Raw genomic sequence first — 16,723 nt, 5'->3', positions numbered from 1 at the left:
CGCAATTCACAATGTGGGAGCGGGCTTGCTCGCGAAGGCGGCGTGTCAGTCACTGACTATGTTGACTGATACATCGCCTTCGCGAGCAAGCCCGCTCTCACACAGAATTTCTTCAAGAAGCAGAATGTATACGGGCAAATCAAACCTTGAACTGATCCATCAACCCTTGCTGCTGATTCGCCAGGCTATTCAACGCCTGGCTCACCCGCGCCGACTCATTTGCCTGTTCCGACAATGACTCCGTCACATCCCGAATCGTCGCCACGTTGTTGTTGATCTCCTCGGCTACCGCGCTCTGCTCTTCGGCAGCACTGGCGATTTGCAGGTTCATGTCGCTGATCACGGTGACCGCGTCGCCAATCTGGCGCAGCGCGGTGACTGCCTGACCGACCTGTTCGACACTGCCCTGGGCTTGGCGATAACTGTTGCCCATGGAGCCAACCACCTCTTCGGTGCCAATTTGCAACTGCTCGATCACCACGCGGGTTTCTTCCACCGATTCCTGCGTGCGCCGCGCCAGGTTGCGCACTTCATCGGCAACCACCGCAAAGCCACGGCCCGCCTCACCGGCGCGGGCAGCCTCGATGGCGGCGTTGAGCGCCAGCAGGTTGGTCTGTTCGGCAATTCCGCGAATCACTTCCAGCACTGAACCAATCTTCTCGCTATTGGCTGCCAACCCCTCGACCTGAGCCATGGCGGTGCTCATGTCTGCCGCCAAATGCCCGATGTTGGTGGTGGTGCGGTCGATCACGGTCAAGCCTTCGCGGGTCGCCTTGTCGGCATCCCGGGCAGCTTGCGCGGCTTGGGCGGCGCTGCGTGCGACGTCCTGGGCGGTGGCGCTCATTTCGTGGGAGGCGGTGGCCACCTGATCGACCTGGCGGTACTGCTGCTCCATGCCGGCGCTGGTTTCGCTCGCGATGGCGGCAGACTGATCGGCGGTGCTGCGGGCGTCCTGCACCGAGCGTTTGACCTCGGCAATAATCGGCTGCAGTTTGTCGAGGAAACGGTTGAACCCGCCGGCGAGTTGGCCCAATTCGTCTTTTTTGTCGTACGCCAGGCGCTGAGTCAGGTCGCCTTCGCCGCTGGCGATGTCTTCGAGCATGTACGCCACACCGAGGATCGGCCGGGTCACGCTGCGCGCCATCAGCCACACCAGCAACAGGCCAACCACGGCGGCCAGCAAGCCGAGGCTCAGTTCGAGCAGGGTGCCCTTTGCATTGTCGGCGTCCAGCGTGGCTTTCAGCGCCTCGGCGGGGGCGACCAGGACGTTTTCCGGCACATCCAGCAACACGCCCCACGGCTTGCCTTCCGGGATCGGCGTGAAGGGCGCAAGCACTTTGAGTTGATGGCCTGCGCGCAGGCTACGGTTCTGCGATCCGTTGGCCAGCGCGCTGATCAATTGCGCACCGCTGACGCTGTCGACCTGATCCAGACGCTGGCTGAGCTTGCTGGCGTCCGGGCTGTAGCCCGCGAGCACGCCGGTCGGGCTCACGATGCTGACCTGGGTCTGGCCGTCGTACAGCTTCTGGCTCGCCTGTTGGCTTAAGGCCTGCAAGCTATTGAGGTTGATGTCCACCGACAGCGAGGCGATGACTTTGCCATTCACCGTCAGCGGGAACACGATGCTGGTCATTAGCACGTTTTGCCCGTCGATCACGTAGAAGTACGGTTCGATCACGCAGGGTTTCAGGGTGGTGCGCGGGCAGGTAAACCAGGCGTTGGCTTTCTCACCGCTGGGGCCGACGCTGAGGTCGGCCATGTCGCTTTCGGGCAGCGCCATTGATGTCAGCTTGCCGGGTGTCGGCTGCGACCAATACAGGGCGAAACGGCCCTTCTCGTTGCTGCCCAACTCGGCCTGGTTGGCGAACAGTTCGTCCTTGCCGTCCAGTGCGTTGGCCTCGAACACCAGCGACAACCCCAGCAGGTCGGGGTTGGCTTGCAGCGCGGCCTTGACCTGGCGTGTCAGGTCTTCACGGGTGTCGAAAGCGTCGAGAAAACGCTTTTCCGCCTGCTCGCGCAAAAACAACACCTGGCGGGAAAAGCCGTGGCCGTATTGGTAGGCGTCCATAAATTGCTGACGAATGCCCAGCGCCTGCACTTCACCCTGGGCCTCGATGCGTGCCTGGGCGGCTTCGTCGAGCATCTGCATGCTCGACGCCTTGACCTGCTTCGAGCTCTGCTCCATGCGGTACAGCGACAGACCCACCAGCAGGGTCACGATCCCCAGCAGGCAAAGGCCGGCGAGCAGGGTGATTTTCCATTGAATGGAAAGCTGTCTGATGGACATCGAGGGGCATCCTTAATCTAAAACACAGAGAATCAGGTTATCGGCGCCAGCTGCTTTTACTTTATTCAAACGTTCAAGTTAAACCTGCTCTGAGGGTCAGCCCTTCCAGGTTCTTCTGGCAGAACAGACGACAAGCACCCTGTGGCGAGCGGGCTTGCCCCGCGTTGGGCGGCAAAGCAGCCCCAACACCAACACACCAGGTTTTTTGACATGCCGCGCCGCCTGCGGCACAGTGCGCGCCCTCTAATAAGACCTCCTTCAAGCCTGCACGCTGGCAGCCACATGGCCGCCCGGGCGCGGGCATGCCTGTTTTTTATGTTTTTGCTTGAGGTACTCATGATTAACGCAGTCATCGCCGCGGTCGGCACCATGTTGGTGTTGAGCCTGTCCCGCGTGCATGTGGTCATCGCCATTATTGTCGGCGCCCTGGTGGGCGGGTTGACCGGTGGCTTGGGCATCGAGGCCACGCTCAAGGCGTTCAATGGCGGTTTGGGTGGCGGCGCGACCGTGGCGTTGTCCTACGCGTTGCTCGGTGCTTTCGCGGTGGCGATTGCCAAATCCGGCCTGGCCCACGCCCTGGCAGACAAGGCGCTGATGCTCGTGGATCGCCAGGAAGCCACTGGCGGCAGTCACGTCAAATGGCTGCTGATCGGCCTGCTGTGGGCGGTGGCGATTGCTTCGCAGAACATTTTGCCGATCCACATCGCGTTTATTCCGTTGCTGGTGCCGCCGCTGCTCTACGTGCTGACCAAGTTGCAACTGGACCGCCGTCTGATCGCCTGCGTGATGACGTTCGGGCTGATCACGCCCTACATGTTCCTGCCGGTAGGTTTCGGCAATATTTTCCTGAATCAGATCCTGCTGGCGAACGTGGCCAAGAGCGGAGTGGACATCAGCCAGGTCAACGTCACCCATGCCATGGGCTTGCCGGCGCTGGGCATGGTGGTTGGGCTGCTGGTGGCGGTGTTTATCAGCTACCGCAAAAAGCGTGTGTATGACCTGGAGAAAATCGAACGGGTCGAGCAGGTGGCGGTGCAGTACAACCCGCTGACCTTGCTGGTGGCGGGGGTGGCAATTGCTTCGGCGTTCATTATTCAGCTGTGGCTGGATTCGATGATCATCGGCGCGTTGGCCGGGTTTCTGATCTTTTCGGTGTCAGGGATTGTGCGCTGGCGTGAGACGGATGACCTGTTCACTGAAGGCATGAAGATGATGGCGATGATTGGCTTCATCATGATTGCCTCGTCCGGGTTTGCCGAGGTACTCAAGGCTACGGGTGATGTGCGCTCACTGGTGGAAACGTCGGCGGCGTTTATTGGGCATAGCCGTGGCGTGGGTGCGTTATTGATGTTGTTGGTGGGGCTGTTGGTGACCATGGGGATTGGTTCGTCGTTTTCGACAGTGCCGATTCTCGCCGCGATTTTTGTGCCGTTGTGTGTGCAGCTGGGGTTCAGCCCGCTGGCGATTGTGTGCATTGTGGGCACGGCGGGGGCATTGGGTGATGCGGGTTCGCCGGCTTCTGACTCCACGCTTGGGCCGACTTCGGGGCTGAATATTGATGGCCAGCATCACCATATTTGGGACACGGTGGTGCCGACGTTTTTGCATTACAACATTCCGCTGTTGGTGTTTGGATGGTTAGCGGCGATGACACTTTGACGCTGGATCACCAGGCGGCCCAGATTAAAATCTCACCAGACACAATGGAGAGTCACTGTGGGAGCAGTTGACTCAACCAGGCCGCCTTGCTTTGCCCCTACAGATATCCAGCCATTGGCCGTTAACCTCTCGAGTCGCCACTAACAAGAGAGAAAATCCCATGCGTCTGAGCCTTAAGGCCAAAGTCCTGTCCCTCGCCGTAGTGCCGGTGTTGCTGTTTGCCGTGGTCATCAGCCTGACCACCGTGTGGATCCTCCAGGGTCAAGCCCGCAATGAGGTGGATGAAACCCGCCAGCGCCTGCTCAACGATGCCAAGACGACCCTGCAAGGCTACGTCGAGGTGGCCATGACCACCATCAAACCGCTCTACGACGCCGCCGCCCCCGGTGATATCAGCGCGCGGGCGCAGGTGGTCAAGCTGCTGTCCAACACCCGCTATGGCAAGGACGGCTACTTCTTCGGCTACGACTCCGAAACCATCCGCCTGTTCAAGGGCAACAGCCCGGACGGCGTGGGCAAAAGCTTCAAGGACAACCGCGACCCCAATGGCGTTTACGTCAACCGCGACTTGGTCAAGGTCGGCAAGGACGGCACTCACTACCTGCAATACAGCTCGACCCAACCCGGCCAGACCGAACTGGTGCCCAAGCTCGGCTACACCGAATACCTGCCCAAATGGGACATGGTCATCGGCACCTCGGTGAACCTGGACGGCATCGACGCTCAGGTCGCAGTGGTCGAAGCCAAGGTCGAAAAACGCATGCAAGGCGTGCTGTTGAGCATCCTCGGCGTGGCCGTGGTGGTGCTGTTGGTGATTGCCGCGGTGGGCATGGTGCTGGCCAATACCATCCTGCGCCCGCTGCACCTGATGAAAGCCAATCTCGACGATATCGCGGCGGGCGAGGGCGATTTGACCCGCCGTCTGGCCATCACCAGCCAGGACGAACTGGGCGACCTTGCCGGCGCCTTCAACCGCTTCGTCGACAAGATTCACGGGCTGGTACGCCAGATTACCGAGATGACGGGCCAACTCACTGGGCTGGTCAGCCAGGTCTCCGATCAGGCCCAGCGCTCCGAGCAGGCGATGGAACGCCAGCGGCACGAGACTGATCAGGTGGCCACCGCGATCAATCAGATGTCCTCGGCCGCCCATGAGGTAGCGCGCAGTGCCCAAGGCGCCGCCGTCGCTGCGCAACAGACCGACGCCGAAGGCCAGGCCGCCAAGCGTGTGGTGGACGGCAGCATCGCGCAGATCCATGCGCTGGTGAACGACATCCGCAGCAGTGGGGTGTCCCTCGACAGCCTGCAGCAGGATGTGTCGTCGATTGTCAGCGTGCTTGGCGTGATTCGCTCGATTGCCGAACAGACCAACCTGCTGGCGCTGAACGCCGCCATCGAAGCCGCGCGGGCAGGGGAGGCCGGCCGTGGGTTTGCCGTGGTCGCCGACGAAGTCCGCGCCCTGGCCAGCCGCACCCAGTCCAGCACCCAGGAAATCCAGGGCATGATCGACCGCCTGCAAAAAGGCACAGTGGCCGCGGTTGATGCCATGCGCCGTTCCAGCGATGCGGGCGACGGTACGTCGGCCAAAGCCAATGAAGCTGGCGCATCGCTGGACACCATGGCGCAGTTAATCGGCACCATCAACGCGATGAACGCCCAAATCGCCAGCGCTGCCGAAGAGCAGACCGCCGTCGCCGAGGAGATCAACCGCAGCGTGCATCAAATTGCCGTGGCGGTGGACAGTGTGGCGGACGAAACCCAGTTGGGCGCCCAGACCTCCCGCAGCCTGGCTGACTTGGGCCAACGCCTGGGGCAGTTGGTGGGTCAGTTCAGGATCTGACCTCGGGCCTGTATCGATACGATCCGGCCATTCTGCGCAGCGACCCGTTAGAGGTCGCGCATCAGCAGGCCAAAGCGCAGGTCCATCTCGGCTGGCAGCGGCACGTAGACCGTGTGCCCGTCCCCCGGCGCCACGTCGATGGCCGCGCCTTGGGCGTTTTGCAGGGTGGCCACATCAAAGTGAAAGTTGCCGGCGGGGGTCATCAGTTCCAGGTGATGCCCCACCGCAAAGCGGTTCTTCACCTTGACCTCGGCCAGCTCGCCCCGGCGCTCGCCGGTCAATTCCCCGACAAACTGCTGGCGCTCCGACACCGAGCTGCCGTTCATGTAGTTCTGGTATTCGTCGTGCACATGACGGCGCAGGAAACCTTCGGTGTAGCCGCGCTGGGCCAGGGATTCAAGGTCGGTCATCAGGTTGCGATCAAACGCGCGACCGGCCACCGCGTCATCAATAGCCTGGCGATACACCTGAGTGGTGCGCGCGCAATAAAAGTGGGATTTGGTGCGGCCTTCGATTTTCAGCGAATGCACGCCCATGTGGGTCAGGCGCTCCACGTGCTGCACGGCGCGCAGGTCTTTGGCGTTCATGATGTAGGTGCCGTGTTCGTCTTCGAAGGCGGGCATCTGTTCATCGGCACGGTTGGCTTCCTGTAGCAGGAACACCTGCTCGGTTGGCGCGCCCATGCCCAGGGTTGGTTGATACGCCTGAACGATATCGCCCGTGGCGTTTTCAACCGCTGGCGTGGCCTGGTATTTCCAGCGGCAGGCATTGGTGCACGTGCCCTGGTTGGCGTCGCGCTTGTTCAGGTAACCCGAGAGCAGGCAGCGCCCGGAATACGCCATGCACAAGGCGCCGTGTACAAACACTTCGAGCTCCATGGTCGGCACGTGCTGGCGGATTTCGTCAATTTCTTCCAGGGACAGCTCACGCGACAAAATCACCCGGCCAATGCCTTGCTGCTGCCAGAACTCTACACTCGCCCAATTGACCGTGTTCGCCTGCACTGACAGGTGAATCGGCATCATCGGAAAGTGGCGGCGCACCAGCATGATCAGCCCCGGGTCGGACATGATCAGCGCGTCCGGGCCCATGGCGATCACTGGCGCCAGGTCCTTGAGGAAGGTCTTCAGCTTGGCGTTGTGCGGCGCAATGTTCACCACCACGTAGAATTTTTTGCCGCAGGTGTGGGCTTCGCTGATGCCGAGCGCGAGGTTGGCGTGGTCGAATTCGTTATTGCGCACGCGCAGGCTGTAGCGCGGTTGCCCGGCGTAGACCGCATCGGCGCCATAGGCGAAGGCGTAGCGCATGTTTTTCAGGGTGCCGGCGGGGGCGAGCAGTTCGGGGGCAAGGATGGACGGCATGGGCTCAGGTCGCAAAAGGTCGCGAGCGTAAGTGAGCTGTCGAGGTGAGGTATTGATCCAGGTCTATAAGGCGCCGGTGGGCCGTCATGGCATTCGCCAAACGCCCGGGTGTTCCGCCAGCTAATCTAGGGCGCAGGCCAAGAAAATCATCAAGGCGCATTAATCAGGGCACTCGCAGGATTTGCAGCGGACTAACCCTCAGGGCGCACATACGCACCCTGTTTTTCTGACATGGACCGGACATGAATCAAACCAATCTGCAATTCAAAACCCTGCTGTTGCTGCTGGCTCTGGTGACCATCGCCTTTATCTGGATTCTGCTGCCGTTTTATGGCGCGGTGTTCTGGGCGGTTATCCTCGGCATTATCTTTGCGCCGATGCAGCGCCGCCTGCAGATGAAATTTGGCTGGAACCGCAACCTGACCTCACTGGCAACCCTGACGGTGTGCCTGGTGATTGCGATTCTGCCGGTGATCATCACCAGCGTATTACTGGTGCAAGAGGGGGCCACGCTCTACAAAAACGTCGAAAGCGGCAAATTGGACGTGGCGGGGTACATCGAGCAGTTCAAGAATTTCCTGCCGCCGTACTTCCAGCATCTGCTGGATCGCTTCGGCATGGGCAACCTGGAAGGCTTGCGGGAGAAGATCGTCAAGAGCGCGATGCAGGGCAGCCAGTTCTTTGCGACGCAGGCGTTCAGCTTTGGCCAGGGCACGTTTGATTTCCTGGTGAGCTTTTTCATCATGCTGTATTTGCTGTTTTTCCTGCTGCGTGACGGCCCGGAACTGGTACGCAAGGTGCGCACGGCGGTGCCGCTGGCCGAGCCGCAAAAGCGTCGGTTACAGCTCAAGTTCAATCGGGTGGTGCGCGCCACGGTCAAGGGCAACGTGCTGGTGGCCGTGACCCAGGGCGCGCTGGGTGGCTTGATCTTTTGGTTTCTGGACATTCCCAGCGCGTTGCTCTGGGCGGTGTTAATGGCATTTTTGTCGCTGCTGCCAGCGGTGGGTGCAGGGATCGTGTGGGGGCCGGTGGCCGCCTACTTCCTGTTGAGCGGCTCGATGTGGCAAGGCGTGGTGCTGGGCTTGTTCGGCATCTTTGTGATCGGCCTGGTGGACAATGTGCTGCGCCCGATTCTGGTGGGCAAAGACACCAAAATGCCGGATTACCTGATCCTGATCTCAACGCTGGGCGGCTTGTCGGTGTTTGGCCTGAACGGGTTTGTGATCGGGCCATTGGTGGCCGCGTTGTTTATCTCGAGCTGGGCGCTGTTTGTCGAAAGCAAGCCACGGGTCAAGCTGCCGCTGCCTTAGGCGTCAGGCATGCAGCCTGAAGTTCGACGTTTGTTGCAGCCGTTCTTCGGCGGCAGACAGTGAAGTGAGCGGACCGCTGATGGGTTCGCCGTTGCTTACCAGGTACCAGCAGGCCAACAGCCCAAGCTCCCGAAGAGGGGCGGGGACGGCGCTGCCAATGACGGACATGATTTGAACAGTGGGCATAAGTACCTCCAATCGCTTTGGAGGTCACCTTACGGGCCTGCGCCCTTCAGGAAAAATCACCCGTCTCGATAGTCGACATCAACGCCACACGTCAATCCACCACCTGATCAAGCATGATCAACACTTCCTGTTCGCTGAGCAGGCCTTTGAGCACCAGGTTTTGCGCAAGCAACGCCAGGAACTTCGCGCTGCGATGGCCTTCCAGGTGCTTGAGTTCGGTGAGGGCGCTGTAGACCTTGCTGGACGTGCACAGGCCGGCGGTGCGATGCGGGTTTTGCGTGGGCATGGTCAGTCGTCCTTAATTGTTATTGGTGGACCGGCTCGATAATGAGTCTGTTGCATGACGTAAACATGACAGCGCAAGCCAGGGCCGGGCAAGTAGACATTGGACTGTCATGATGTGGGAATACCGCCTGAGCGTTGTCCTCACAGCGACCTCGGCCGCTTGAATCCGGCCTTCGCAGGCAAAAAAAAGGCCCCGCGTGTGGGCGAGGCCTGATCCTGTTTTATCACTTACGTGTTACCAACCGCGGCCGTAGTAGCCGTGGGGAGGGCCGTAATAACCGCGAGGTGGGCCGTAATAAACTGGCGCCGGACGGTAATACACCTGCTGTTGCACATACACCGGTGGTGGCGGGGCGTAGTAAACAGGTGGAGGCGCGGCATACACCGGCTGCGGCTGCACATACACCGGCTGCTGCACGTAGACCGGCTGGGACTGGTTGGCAACTACGGAGCCGACAACGGCTGCGCCGATCAAACCACCCAATATGGCCGGGCCACCCCAACCACCACCGTGGGCGGAGGCTTGGCCTGCCATAGCGAGTGCGCCGATAAGCAAGGCGATTTTGGGGATTTTACGGATCATGGTCATTCCTCGGTTAGCCCCTGCGCTTGTGGTCTGCAATCAATAGACTCAAGGATTGTCGCGGGGATACTTTTAAGACAACGTGTTTCTGAAAAACAGCACAGCCGATAGGTAAAGGTTGTGTAAGGTCTGTACCGAATTGCTTACTCAAAGGAGGTTTCCATGCAGATGCACCCGGACAAGGACACTCAGCTGTGCATGTCATTGTCGGCGCGCCCCGGCAATTTTGGCTTGCGGTTTCATAACCATCTGTACGAGCAGTTGGGTCTGAATTTCTACTATAAGGCGTTCAGCAGCCAGGATTTGCCCGGCGCGATCGGCGGTATCCGCGCCCTGGGCGTTCGGGGTTGCGGGGTTTCCATGCCCTTTAAAGAGGCTGCCATTGCGTTAGTCGACGAACTCGACGATTCGGTTCAAGCCATCCACTCCCTGAACACCATCGTCAACACCGACGGGCATTTGAAGGCCTATAACACGGACTACATCGCCATCGAGCAGTTGCTGAAAAAGCACGCCGTGCCGAAAGATTCGACCTTTGCCCTGCGTGGCAGCGGCGGCATGGGCAAGGCGGTGGCCAGTGCCTTGCGCGATGGCGGTTACGCTAACGGCGTGATTGTGGCGCGCAATGAGAAAGCTGGCCGCGCGCTGGCCCAGAGCCTGGGGTATGCGTGGCAGGCGGAACTGGGTGATTTGCGCCCGCAGATGTTGGTCAACGTAACGCCGATCGGCATGACAGGCGGCGAGGAGGCGAATGAGTTGGCGTTTGCAGCAGAGGCTATCGACGCTGCGGACACAGTCTTCGACGTGGTGGCGATCCCCGCCGAAACGCCGCTGATCGTGCGTGGTCGGGCCAAGGGCAAGCGGGTGATTACCGGGCTGGAAGTGATCGCGATCCAGGCGCTGGAGCAGTTTGTGCTCTACACCGGCGTGCGGCCGACTGATGAGCAGTTTGAGGCGGCAGTAGCCTTTGCCCGAAGCTGAGGAACGCTGAAGATCCAATGTGGGAGCTGGCTTGCCTGCGATAGCGGTGCCACTCGCCAATATAGGGGTATCTGACACACCGCTATCGCGGGCAAGCCCGCTCCCACCTATTTATTTGCGTTAGGCCTGTTCCAACTGCGCCAACCGCTCTTCCAGCGCCACAATCCGGGCTTCGAGCTCTTCAATGCGATCCGCCGAAACCCCAGCCCCTCGTTCCACCGGACTTCCGCGCGCCGACAAAATCACTTCAATATCCGCCGGATCCCCCAACGCATGGGTATACCGGTCTTCGCGCTGCCCGGCCTGGCGCGGCACCAACAGCGCCAGCCCCCGCGCAATCAGGCGCTCCAACTGGTGCACCACTTGCTCGGCGTCTTCAAAATCATGCATGCGCCCGCTGCGGGTCAGCAATTCATTCACGGTCTGCGGCCCGCGCAGAAACAGCAGCCCAATCAGGATCACCTGCGCCGGCACCAACTCCAGCGCCTTCTCCACGCGATGCTCCCAGCGATCGGCACGGCTGCCCATCACCAGGCGCGTAAAGCCTTGGCCTTCCAGCGCCCGCAGGCTTTGGCCGACCTGGCCCTGGCTGAGGTTGGTCACCGGTTCGCGGCTGGTCTTCTGGTTGCAGGCCAGCACCAGCGCGTTGAGGGTCAGGGGGTAGGTTTCCGGGTTGGTCGCCTGTTTTTCGATCAGGCAGCCCAGGATGCGGATTTCCGTGCTGTTCAGGCGCGGCTCAGGGGTGTCGGTGTCGTGCTCGGCGGTCATCGCGCTTTCCCTATGCAGTGAAGTGCCTAGCCTAATCCTGAAAAAATAAAAGACAAGCTGCGCGCACGGCCGGCAGGTCTATAATCGCCGCTGGTTTCACACCCTGCCATTATCGCGAGACTGTCATGACTATTTCCCTGTACGCCGCCTCCATCCCGGTCTTCAAGCAAATGCTCACCGCCCTGAGCGATGTGCTGAACAAAGCCGAAGCCCACGCTAGCGTCAAGAACATCGAGCCAAACGCCCTGCTGCAAGCGCGTCTGTTCCCGGACATGTTCCCGCTGGTGCGTCAGGTGCAGATCGCCGTCGACTTCGCCAAAGGCGTTTCTGCGCGCCTGGCTGAGGTCGAAGTGCCGAAATATGAAGACACCGAAGTCACCTTCGCTGACCTGCAAGCACTGATCGCCAAAGTGCTGGCGTTCGTCGACACCCTCAAGCCTGAGCAAATCGACGGCAAGGAAGGCATCGAAATCATCACTCGCCCAGGCACCCCGAAAGAGAAGCGCTTCAGCGGCCAATCCTACCTGCTGACCTACGGCCTGCCGCAATTCTTCTTCCACGTCACTACGGCTTACGCTTTGCTGCGCCACAACGGTGTGGAAGTGGGCAAGCGTGATTACATGGGCGCTTTCTAAGCCCATAAAAAAGCCCGGGTCGGTTCTTGAGTGAACCGCCCCGGGCTTTTTTTCGCCTGATGTTTAAGCTGGCTGTTCTTCCTTGCCCAGGCAAGCCGCCGCAGTAAACAGCACATCGGTCGACGAATTCAGTGCCGTTTCCGCCGAATCCTGCAGTACGCCGATGATGAAACCTACAGCCACCACCTGCATGGCGATTTCACTGGGAATGCCGAACAGGCTGCACGCCAGTGGAATCAACAGTAACGAACCACCCGCCACACCCGATGCCCCACACGCACAGATGGCCGCGACCACACTGAGCAACACGGCGGTAGGTAGGTCCACGGCGATGCCCAAGGTATGCACGGCCGCCAGCGTCAGCACGGTGATGGTGATCGCGGCGCCGGCCATGTTGATGGTGGCACCCAGCGGGATCGACACCGAGTAGGTGTCTTCATGCAGACCCAGGCGTTTGCTCAACGCCAGGTTCACCGGGATATTTGCCGCCGAACTGCGGGTGAAAAATGCGGTAATCCCGCTTTCGCGCAGGCACATCAACACCAGCGGGTAAGGGTTGCGGCGCAGCTTCCAGAACACGATGGCCGGGTTGACCACCAGCGCTACAAACAGCATGCAGCCGATCAGCACCACCAGCAGGTGCGCGTAGCCGAGCAGGGCGCCGAAGCCGGAGGTGGCCAGGGTCGATGCCACCAGGCCGAAAATGCCCAGCGGCGCGAAACGGATCACCACGCGCACGATCAGCGTCACGCCGTTGGACAGGTCGTCCAGTACGGTTCGGGTGGTTTCGCCAGCATGGCGAATCGCAATGCCCATGCCGATGGCCCACGCCAGAATGCCGATAAAGTTGGCATTCATCAGCGCGCTGACCGGGTTGTCCACCACGCTCAGCAGCAAGCCTTGCAGCACTTCGCCAATCCCACCGGGGGCGCTGACGCTGGCGTCATGGGTGGCGAGCACCAGCGTCGAGGGGAACAGCGCGCTGGCAACCACCGCAACCACGGCGGCAGCAAAGGTGCCCAGCAGGTACAGGAACAGGATCGGCTTGATATGGGTTTCCTGGCCGTGCTTGTGGTTGGCGATTGACGCCATCACCAGCACAAACACCAGAATCGGTGCCACGGCCTTGAGTGCGGCGACAAACACTTTGCCGATAAACCCGGTGGCCTTCGCTGCCTCGGGCAACAGTAAGGCCAGCACAATACCGGCAATCAGGCCGATGACGATTTGCGTGACCAGGCTGACACGGGTCAGTCGCTGGAAGAGGGAAGGGGCAGCAGTCATAAACAGTTGTCTCTGATTTTTTTAGTAGGACGCAACATTGCAGGCAGAAAGGGCTGTAGGAAGTAGGCGCAAAGTCTAACATGCTGTGGGAAGCGTCCCATTTTGGTGCGGCATTCGGTCACCCTCGGCCGCAGGCCTTGGCCAAGTTCAGACGTACTCTGTTAACATCCTGCCTTCTCACCTTTCCTATCCTTCAGCGAGCCCCTTGGGCTGTCGTTGATGTCTTCGTTTGCGGAGTTTTCATGCTGTTTCCCATCCTGCTGTTGTCGGCCGCCGGCTTTACCGTGCTGACCACAGAGTTCATCATCGTCGGCCTGTTGCCCTCCATTGCCCGGGACCTGAATGTCAGCGTGTCCCAGGCGGGGCTGCTGGTGACGTTGTTTGCGTTCACCGTGGCAGCGTTCGGCCCGTTCCTCACGGCGTACTTCGCGCGGTTTCAGCGCAAGCGCCTGTTCATCACCATCCTGCTGATGTTTGCCGCCGCCAACACGGTAGCGGCGCTGGCGCCGAATATCTGGGTCATGGCCGTCGCACGCCTGATCCCCGCCCTCGGGTTGCCGGTGTTTTGGGCGCTGGCCAGCGAAACGGCGGTGGATATCGTCGGCCCGGAATACGCCGGGCGTGCAATTGAAAAGATCGGTTTTGGCATCGTTTGCGCGACGGTGTTCGGCATCCCGGTGGGCACGCTGATTTCCGACATGTTCGGCTGGCGCACTGCGTTCTCCATCCTCGCCGTGGTCGCGTTGGCCAAGGCGTTGCTGCTGTTTATCTACCTGCCAGTGACCACACCGAAAAACGATCAAGTGACGTTGCGTGCGCAGTTCAAGATCCTGCGCAACCCGCTGATGCAGGGCCACATCCTGCTGTCGATTCTGGTGTTCAGCGGCATGTTTACCGCCTACACCTACCTGGCGGACATCCTTGAACGGCTGGCCGGTTTCGACGGCACGTTGGTGGGCTGGTGCCTGATGGGCTTCGGCGCAGTCGGGCTGATCGGCAACTCCCTTGGCGGGCGTGCGGTGGATCGCCACCCGTTGATTGCGTCCATGGTGTTCTGCGGGTTCATGATCGCGGGCATGGTCGCGCTGGTGCCGGCGATTCACTCCACTGTCGGTTTGGCGGCGGCCATGGCCGTGTGGGGCGTGACCCAGGCGGCGATGTTTCTGGTCAGCCACGTGCGCCTGATGAAGGCGGCGCCTCACGCACCGGCGTTTGCCGCGTCGCTGAATATCGCCGGGGCCAATCTGGGTATTGGGCTGGGGGCGATGGTTGGCGGGCAAGTGATCGACACCCTCGGCCTGGGCAGCCTGGGCTTTGCGGCCTCCGGGTTTATCCTGGTGTCGATTCTGCTGGCGCTGTGGCTGATGACCGCCAAACCCTCCGCCGCGGCCAACGCCTGAGCTGTCAGGGCTGGGCGGTAAACAATTCCCGTCGAGCGCCTTCGGTAATCGCCACAATGCCGGGGTGCTTGACCTTGCGTTCCACCGAGATCGCATAGAACGACTCGGTCACCGCATCGGTCTGGCCGATCAGCGCCACGCCGTATTGGCGCACCACCTCATCGGCGATCACGCTGGGGGCGATGAATATCCCGCTGCCGGATTGGCCAAACGCTTGCATCAAGGCGCTGTCGTCGAATTCGCCGATGATCTTCGGCTGAATCTGCTGCTCGGCGAACCAGCGCTGCAAGCGGCTGCGCACTACGGTTTCTGCCCCTGGAATCAACAGCGGCGCACCCTGCAAACATTGTGGGAAATCGCCGCCGTATGCGTCAGCCAGCGCCTGTGTGGCGAAGAAACTGATGCCGCATTCTCCCAGTTTCTGGCTGTAGCCTTTGATGTCCAGGTGCGTGGGCATCGGGCTGTCGGAGATCACCAAATCCAGGCGCTGGATGGCCAGGTCGGCCAATAACCGTTCGAGCTTGTCTTCGCGGCAGGTGATGCGGATCGATTCGCTCAACTCCATGGTCGGCGCGATCAGCCGGTAGACAATGGACTTGGGCACCACATCCGCCACGCCAACCCGGAACAGAATCTGCTGCTCGTCAGGTTGCGCGCGCAACATGGCTTCCAGTTCATTGCCGGTCTGGAACATCTGCTCGGCGTAGGGCAGCGCTTGACGCCCGGCCTCGGTCAATTCCAACTGCCGCCCTACACGCTGAAACAGCGCGACACCAAAGGTCTGCTCCAGCAGGCTGATCTGCCCGCTGATGGTCTGAGGCGTGAGGTTGAGTTGCTCGCAGGCGCGCACGATGCTGCCAGTTCTGGCCACCACCCAAAAGTAATGCAATTGTCGATAATTGAGCATCAGCGTCTACACTTCGTAAAAATCGAAGTATACGTGAGAAAAATACGAATTTTCCTGAACTGTTCACCTGCATAGAATGCCTCGCTATCGAGGGGCCACTATTTGGACCCAATGGTTCTAACGAGGAATACATGATGAAACTCAATTCCCTGGGCGCGGCGTCGTTGCTTGCGCTTTCATTGGTAGTGATCAGCGGTTGCGATCAGGTTGAAAAGAGTGCGCAACAAGTGATGGGCAAGGCCACCGAATCGGCCAAGCAAGCCATTGATGACACCCACAAGGCCGCCGAGCAGGCGCTGAGTGAGGCCACCCAAGGCTTGATCAGCCCTAAGAAAGACAAAGAAGAAACCGAAAACGCTTCTGAATCCAACACCAAAGAATCTTAATTCCCAAGCCTTACCACGTCAGGACTGACCTATGGACTACCTTTTACAACTGGCCGCCAGCCCCACCGCATGGGTCGCCCTGGCCACCTTGATCGTGATGGAAATCGTGCTGGGCATCGATAACCTGATCTTCATCTCGATTCTGACCAACAAGCTGCCCGAGAAGCACCGGGCCAAAGCGCGGCGCATCGGTATCAGCATGGCGTTGATATTGCGCCTGGGCTTGTTGAGCACCATCGCGTTTATCGTGCAGCTGACCGCGCCGGTGTTCGAAATCTTCGGCCAGGCGTTTTCGTGGAAGGACATGATCCTGATCGCCGGTGGCCTGTTCCTGGTCTGGAAGGCAACCACCGAAATCCATCACAGCATGGACCCGGAGCCTGAAGAGAAGGTGAGTGTCAGCAATACCGTGACCATCGGTTTTGCTGCCGCGATTGGCCAGATTTTGCTGCTCGACCTGGTGTTTTCCATCGACAGCATCATCACCGCCGTGGGCATGACCGAGCACTTGCCGATCATGATTATTGCCGTGGTGGTCTCGGTGATCGTGATGCTGGTGGCGGCTGAACCGCTGGCCAAGTTCATCAACGACAACCCGACCGTAGTAATGTTGGCCCTGGGCTTCCTGATCATGATCGGTATGACGTTGATCGCGGAAGGCTTCGGTGCCCATGTGCCAAAAGGCTACGTGTATGCGGCAATGGCGTTCTCGGCAGCGATCGAGTGCCTGAACATCGCACGCCGCAATCGCCACCAGCGTTTGCTGGCTGCCAGACAGTAACGGCAGAAACCAAAAGGCCGGCTGCGCTCCCTCGAGCCCAGCCGGCCTTTTGCTGTCTGGTAGACTCCGC

At 60.2% G+C, this 16,723-nt stretch carries 16 protein-coding genes and 1 pseudogene; 9 read left to right on the top strand and 8 right to left on the bottom strand.

The features are described 5' to 3' along the window. Window positions 1-139: 139 nt before the first annotated feature. Window positions 140-2,287, bottom strand: a complete 2,148-nt coding sequence (locus ACP7A2_RS13805) for a methyl-accepting chemotaxis protein (protein WP_426134631.1) — start codon at window positions 2,285-2,287, stop codon at window positions 140-142. Between the two features lie 339 nt (window positions 2,288-2,626). Here ACP7A2_RS13805 and ACP7A2_RS13800 point away from each other — a divergent pair, with 339 nt between their 5' ends. The 3 genes and pseudogenes from ACP7A2_RS13800 to ACP7A2_RS13790 all read left to right on the top strand — a co-directional run bounded on the left by ACP7A2_RS13800 (window position 2,627) and on the right by ACP7A2_RS13790 (window position 5,786). After that, window positions 2,627-3,946, top strand: a complete 1,320-nt coding sequence (locus ACP7A2_RS13800) for a Na+/H+ antiporter family protein (RefSeq protein WP_426134697.1) — start codon at window positions 2,627-2,629, stop codon at window positions 3,944-3,946. A gap of 160 nt (window positions 3,947-4,106) precedes the next feature. Continuing rightward, window positions 4,107-4,928: pseudogene (locus ACP7A2_RS13795) on the top strand (cache domain-containing protein); the annotation flags it as partial. Window positions 4,929-4,964: 36 nt separating this feature from the next. After that, window positions 4,965-5,786 carry a methyl-accepting chemotaxis protein gene (locus tag ACP7A2_RS13790; protein ID WP_426134696.1) on the top strand — a complete coding sequence of 274 codons (822 nt, stop codon included), beginning with the start codon at window positions 4,965-4,967 and terminating at the stop codon, window positions 5,784-5,786. A gap of 47 nt (window positions 5,787-5,833) precedes the next feature. Here the strand turns inward: ACP7A2_RS13790 and yegQ are convergent, their stop codons facing one another. Further along, the gene (yegQ, locus tag ACP7A2_RS13785; RefSeq protein WP_426134630.1) at window positions 5,834-7,147 is read right to left on the bottom strand and encodes a tRNA 5-hydroxyuridine modification protein YegQ; all 1,314 of its coding nucleotides are present in this window, start codon (window positions 7,145-7,147) and stop codon (window positions 5,834-5,836) included. A 242-nt stretch (window positions 7,148-7,389) separates the two neighbouring features. Between yegQ and ACP7A2_RS13780 the strand changes: the two genes are divergently transcribed. Then, window positions 7,390-8,457: an AI-2E family transporter gene (locus ACP7A2_RS13780; protein WP_426134629.1), complete on the top strand. Its 1,068-nt coding sequence runs from the start codon at window positions 7,390-7,392 to the stop codon at window positions 8,455-8,457. A 3-nt stretch (window positions 8,458-8,460) separates the two neighbouring features. Here ACP7A2_RS13780 and ACP7A2_RS13775 read toward each other — a convergent pair whose 3' ends face one another. The 3 genes from ACP7A2_RS13775 to ACP7A2_RS13765 form a co-directional block, all read right to left on the bottom strand. Further along, window positions 8,461-8,643 carry a hypothetical protein gene (locus ACP7A2_RS13775; RefSeq protein ID WP_348054814.1) on the bottom strand — a complete coding sequence of 61 codons (183 nt, stop codon included), beginning with the start codon at window positions 8,641-8,643 and terminating at the stop codon, window positions 8,461-8,463. A 91-nt stretch (window positions 8,644-8,734) separates the two neighbouring features. Next, complete coding sequence (locus tag ACP7A2_RS13770) at window positions 8,735-8,929, bottom strand: hypothetical protein (RefSeq protein ID WP_375067308.1); 195 nt, start codon at window positions 8,927-8,929, stop codon at window positions 8,735-8,737. Window positions 8,930-9,163: 234 nt separating this feature from the next. Further along, the gene (locus tag ACP7A2_RS13765; protein ID WP_426134628.1) at window positions 9,164-9,517 is read right to left on the bottom strand and encodes a hypothetical protein; all 354 of its coding nucleotides are present in this window, start codon (window positions 9,515-9,517) and stop codon (window positions 9,164-9,166) included. A gap of 156 nt (window positions 9,518-9,673) precedes the next feature. Here ACP7A2_RS13765 and ACP7A2_RS13760 point away from each other — a divergent pair, with 156 nt between their 5' ends. After that, window positions 9,674-10,492 carry a shikimate 5-dehydrogenase gene (locus ACP7A2_RS13760; protein ID WP_426134627.1) on the top strand — a complete coding sequence of 273 codons (819 nt, stop codon included), beginning with the start codon at window positions 9,674-9,676 and terminating at the stop codon, window positions 10,490-10,492. 120 nt (window positions 10,493-10,612) lie between these two features. On the opposite strand, the gene ACP7A2_RS13755 is transcribed toward ACP7A2_RS13760, so the two are convergent. Beyond that, the gene (locus tag ACP7A2_RS13755; protein WP_426134626.1) at window positions 10,613-11,260 is read right to left on the bottom strand and encodes a YceH family protein; all 648 of its coding nucleotides are present in this window, start codon (window positions 11,258-11,260) and stop codon (window positions 10,613-10,615) included. Between the two features lie 125 nt (window positions 11,261-11,385). Between ACP7A2_RS13755 and ACP7A2_RS13750 the strand changes: the two genes are divergently transcribed. After that, entirely contained in the window at window positions 11,386-11,895 is a 510-nt protein-coding gene (locus ACP7A2_RS13750; protein ID WP_426134625.1) for a DUF1993 domain-containing protein, read from the top strand. A 63-nt stretch (window positions 11,896-11,958) separates the two neighbouring features. Here the strand turns inward: ACP7A2_RS13750 and sstT are convergent, their stop codons facing one another. Continuing rightward, window positions 11,959-13,179, bottom strand: coding sequence for a serine/threonine transporter SstT (gene sstT / locus ACP7A2_RS13745; RefSeq protein WP_426134624.1), 1,221 nt, complete (start codon window positions 13,177-13,179; stop codon window positions 11,959-11,961). 242 nt (window positions 13,180-13,421) lie between these two features. Here sstT and ACP7A2_RS13740 point away from each other — a divergent pair, with 242 nt between their 5' ends. Then, window positions 13,422-14,579, top strand: coding sequence for an MFS transporter (locus ACP7A2_RS13740; protein ID WP_426134623.1), 1,158 nt, complete (start codon window positions 13,422-13,424; stop codon window positions 14,577-14,579). A 4-nt stretch (window positions 14,580-14,583) separates the two neighbouring features. Here ACP7A2_RS13740 and nhaR read toward each other — a convergent pair whose 3' ends face one another. Next, on the bottom strand, window positions 14,584-15,486 hold the full coding sequence (nhaR, locus tag ACP7A2_RS13735; protein WP_426134622.1) for a transcriptional activator NhaR: 903 nt from the start codon (window positions 15,484-15,486) through the stop codon (window positions 14,584-14,586). 134 nt (window positions 15,487-15,620) lie between these two features. Between nhaR and ACP7A2_RS13730 the strand changes: the two genes are divergently transcribed. After that, complete coding sequence (locus tag ACP7A2_RS13730) at window positions 15,621-15,872, top strand: hypothetical protein (RefSeq protein WP_426134621.1); 252 nt, start codon at window positions 15,621-15,623, stop codon at window positions 15,870-15,872. Between the two features lie 31 nt (window positions 15,873-15,903). Further along, entirely contained in the window at window positions 15,904-16,653 is a 750-nt protein-coding gene (locus ACP7A2_RS13725; protein ID WP_426134620.1) for a TerC family protein, read from the top strand. Window positions 16,654-16,723 lie beyond the last annotated feature (70 nt).

The sequence above is a fragment of the Pseudomonas sp. PWP3-1b2 genome, from assembly GCF_049896045.1.
Lineage (GTDB): Bacteria > Pseudomonadota > Gammaproteobacteria > Pseudomonadales > Pseudomonadaceae > Aquipseudomonas > Aquipseudomonas antarctica_B.
The sequence above is the reverse complement of the archived record's forward strand: the minus strand, read 5'-3'. Positions and strand labels throughout refer to the sequence as shown.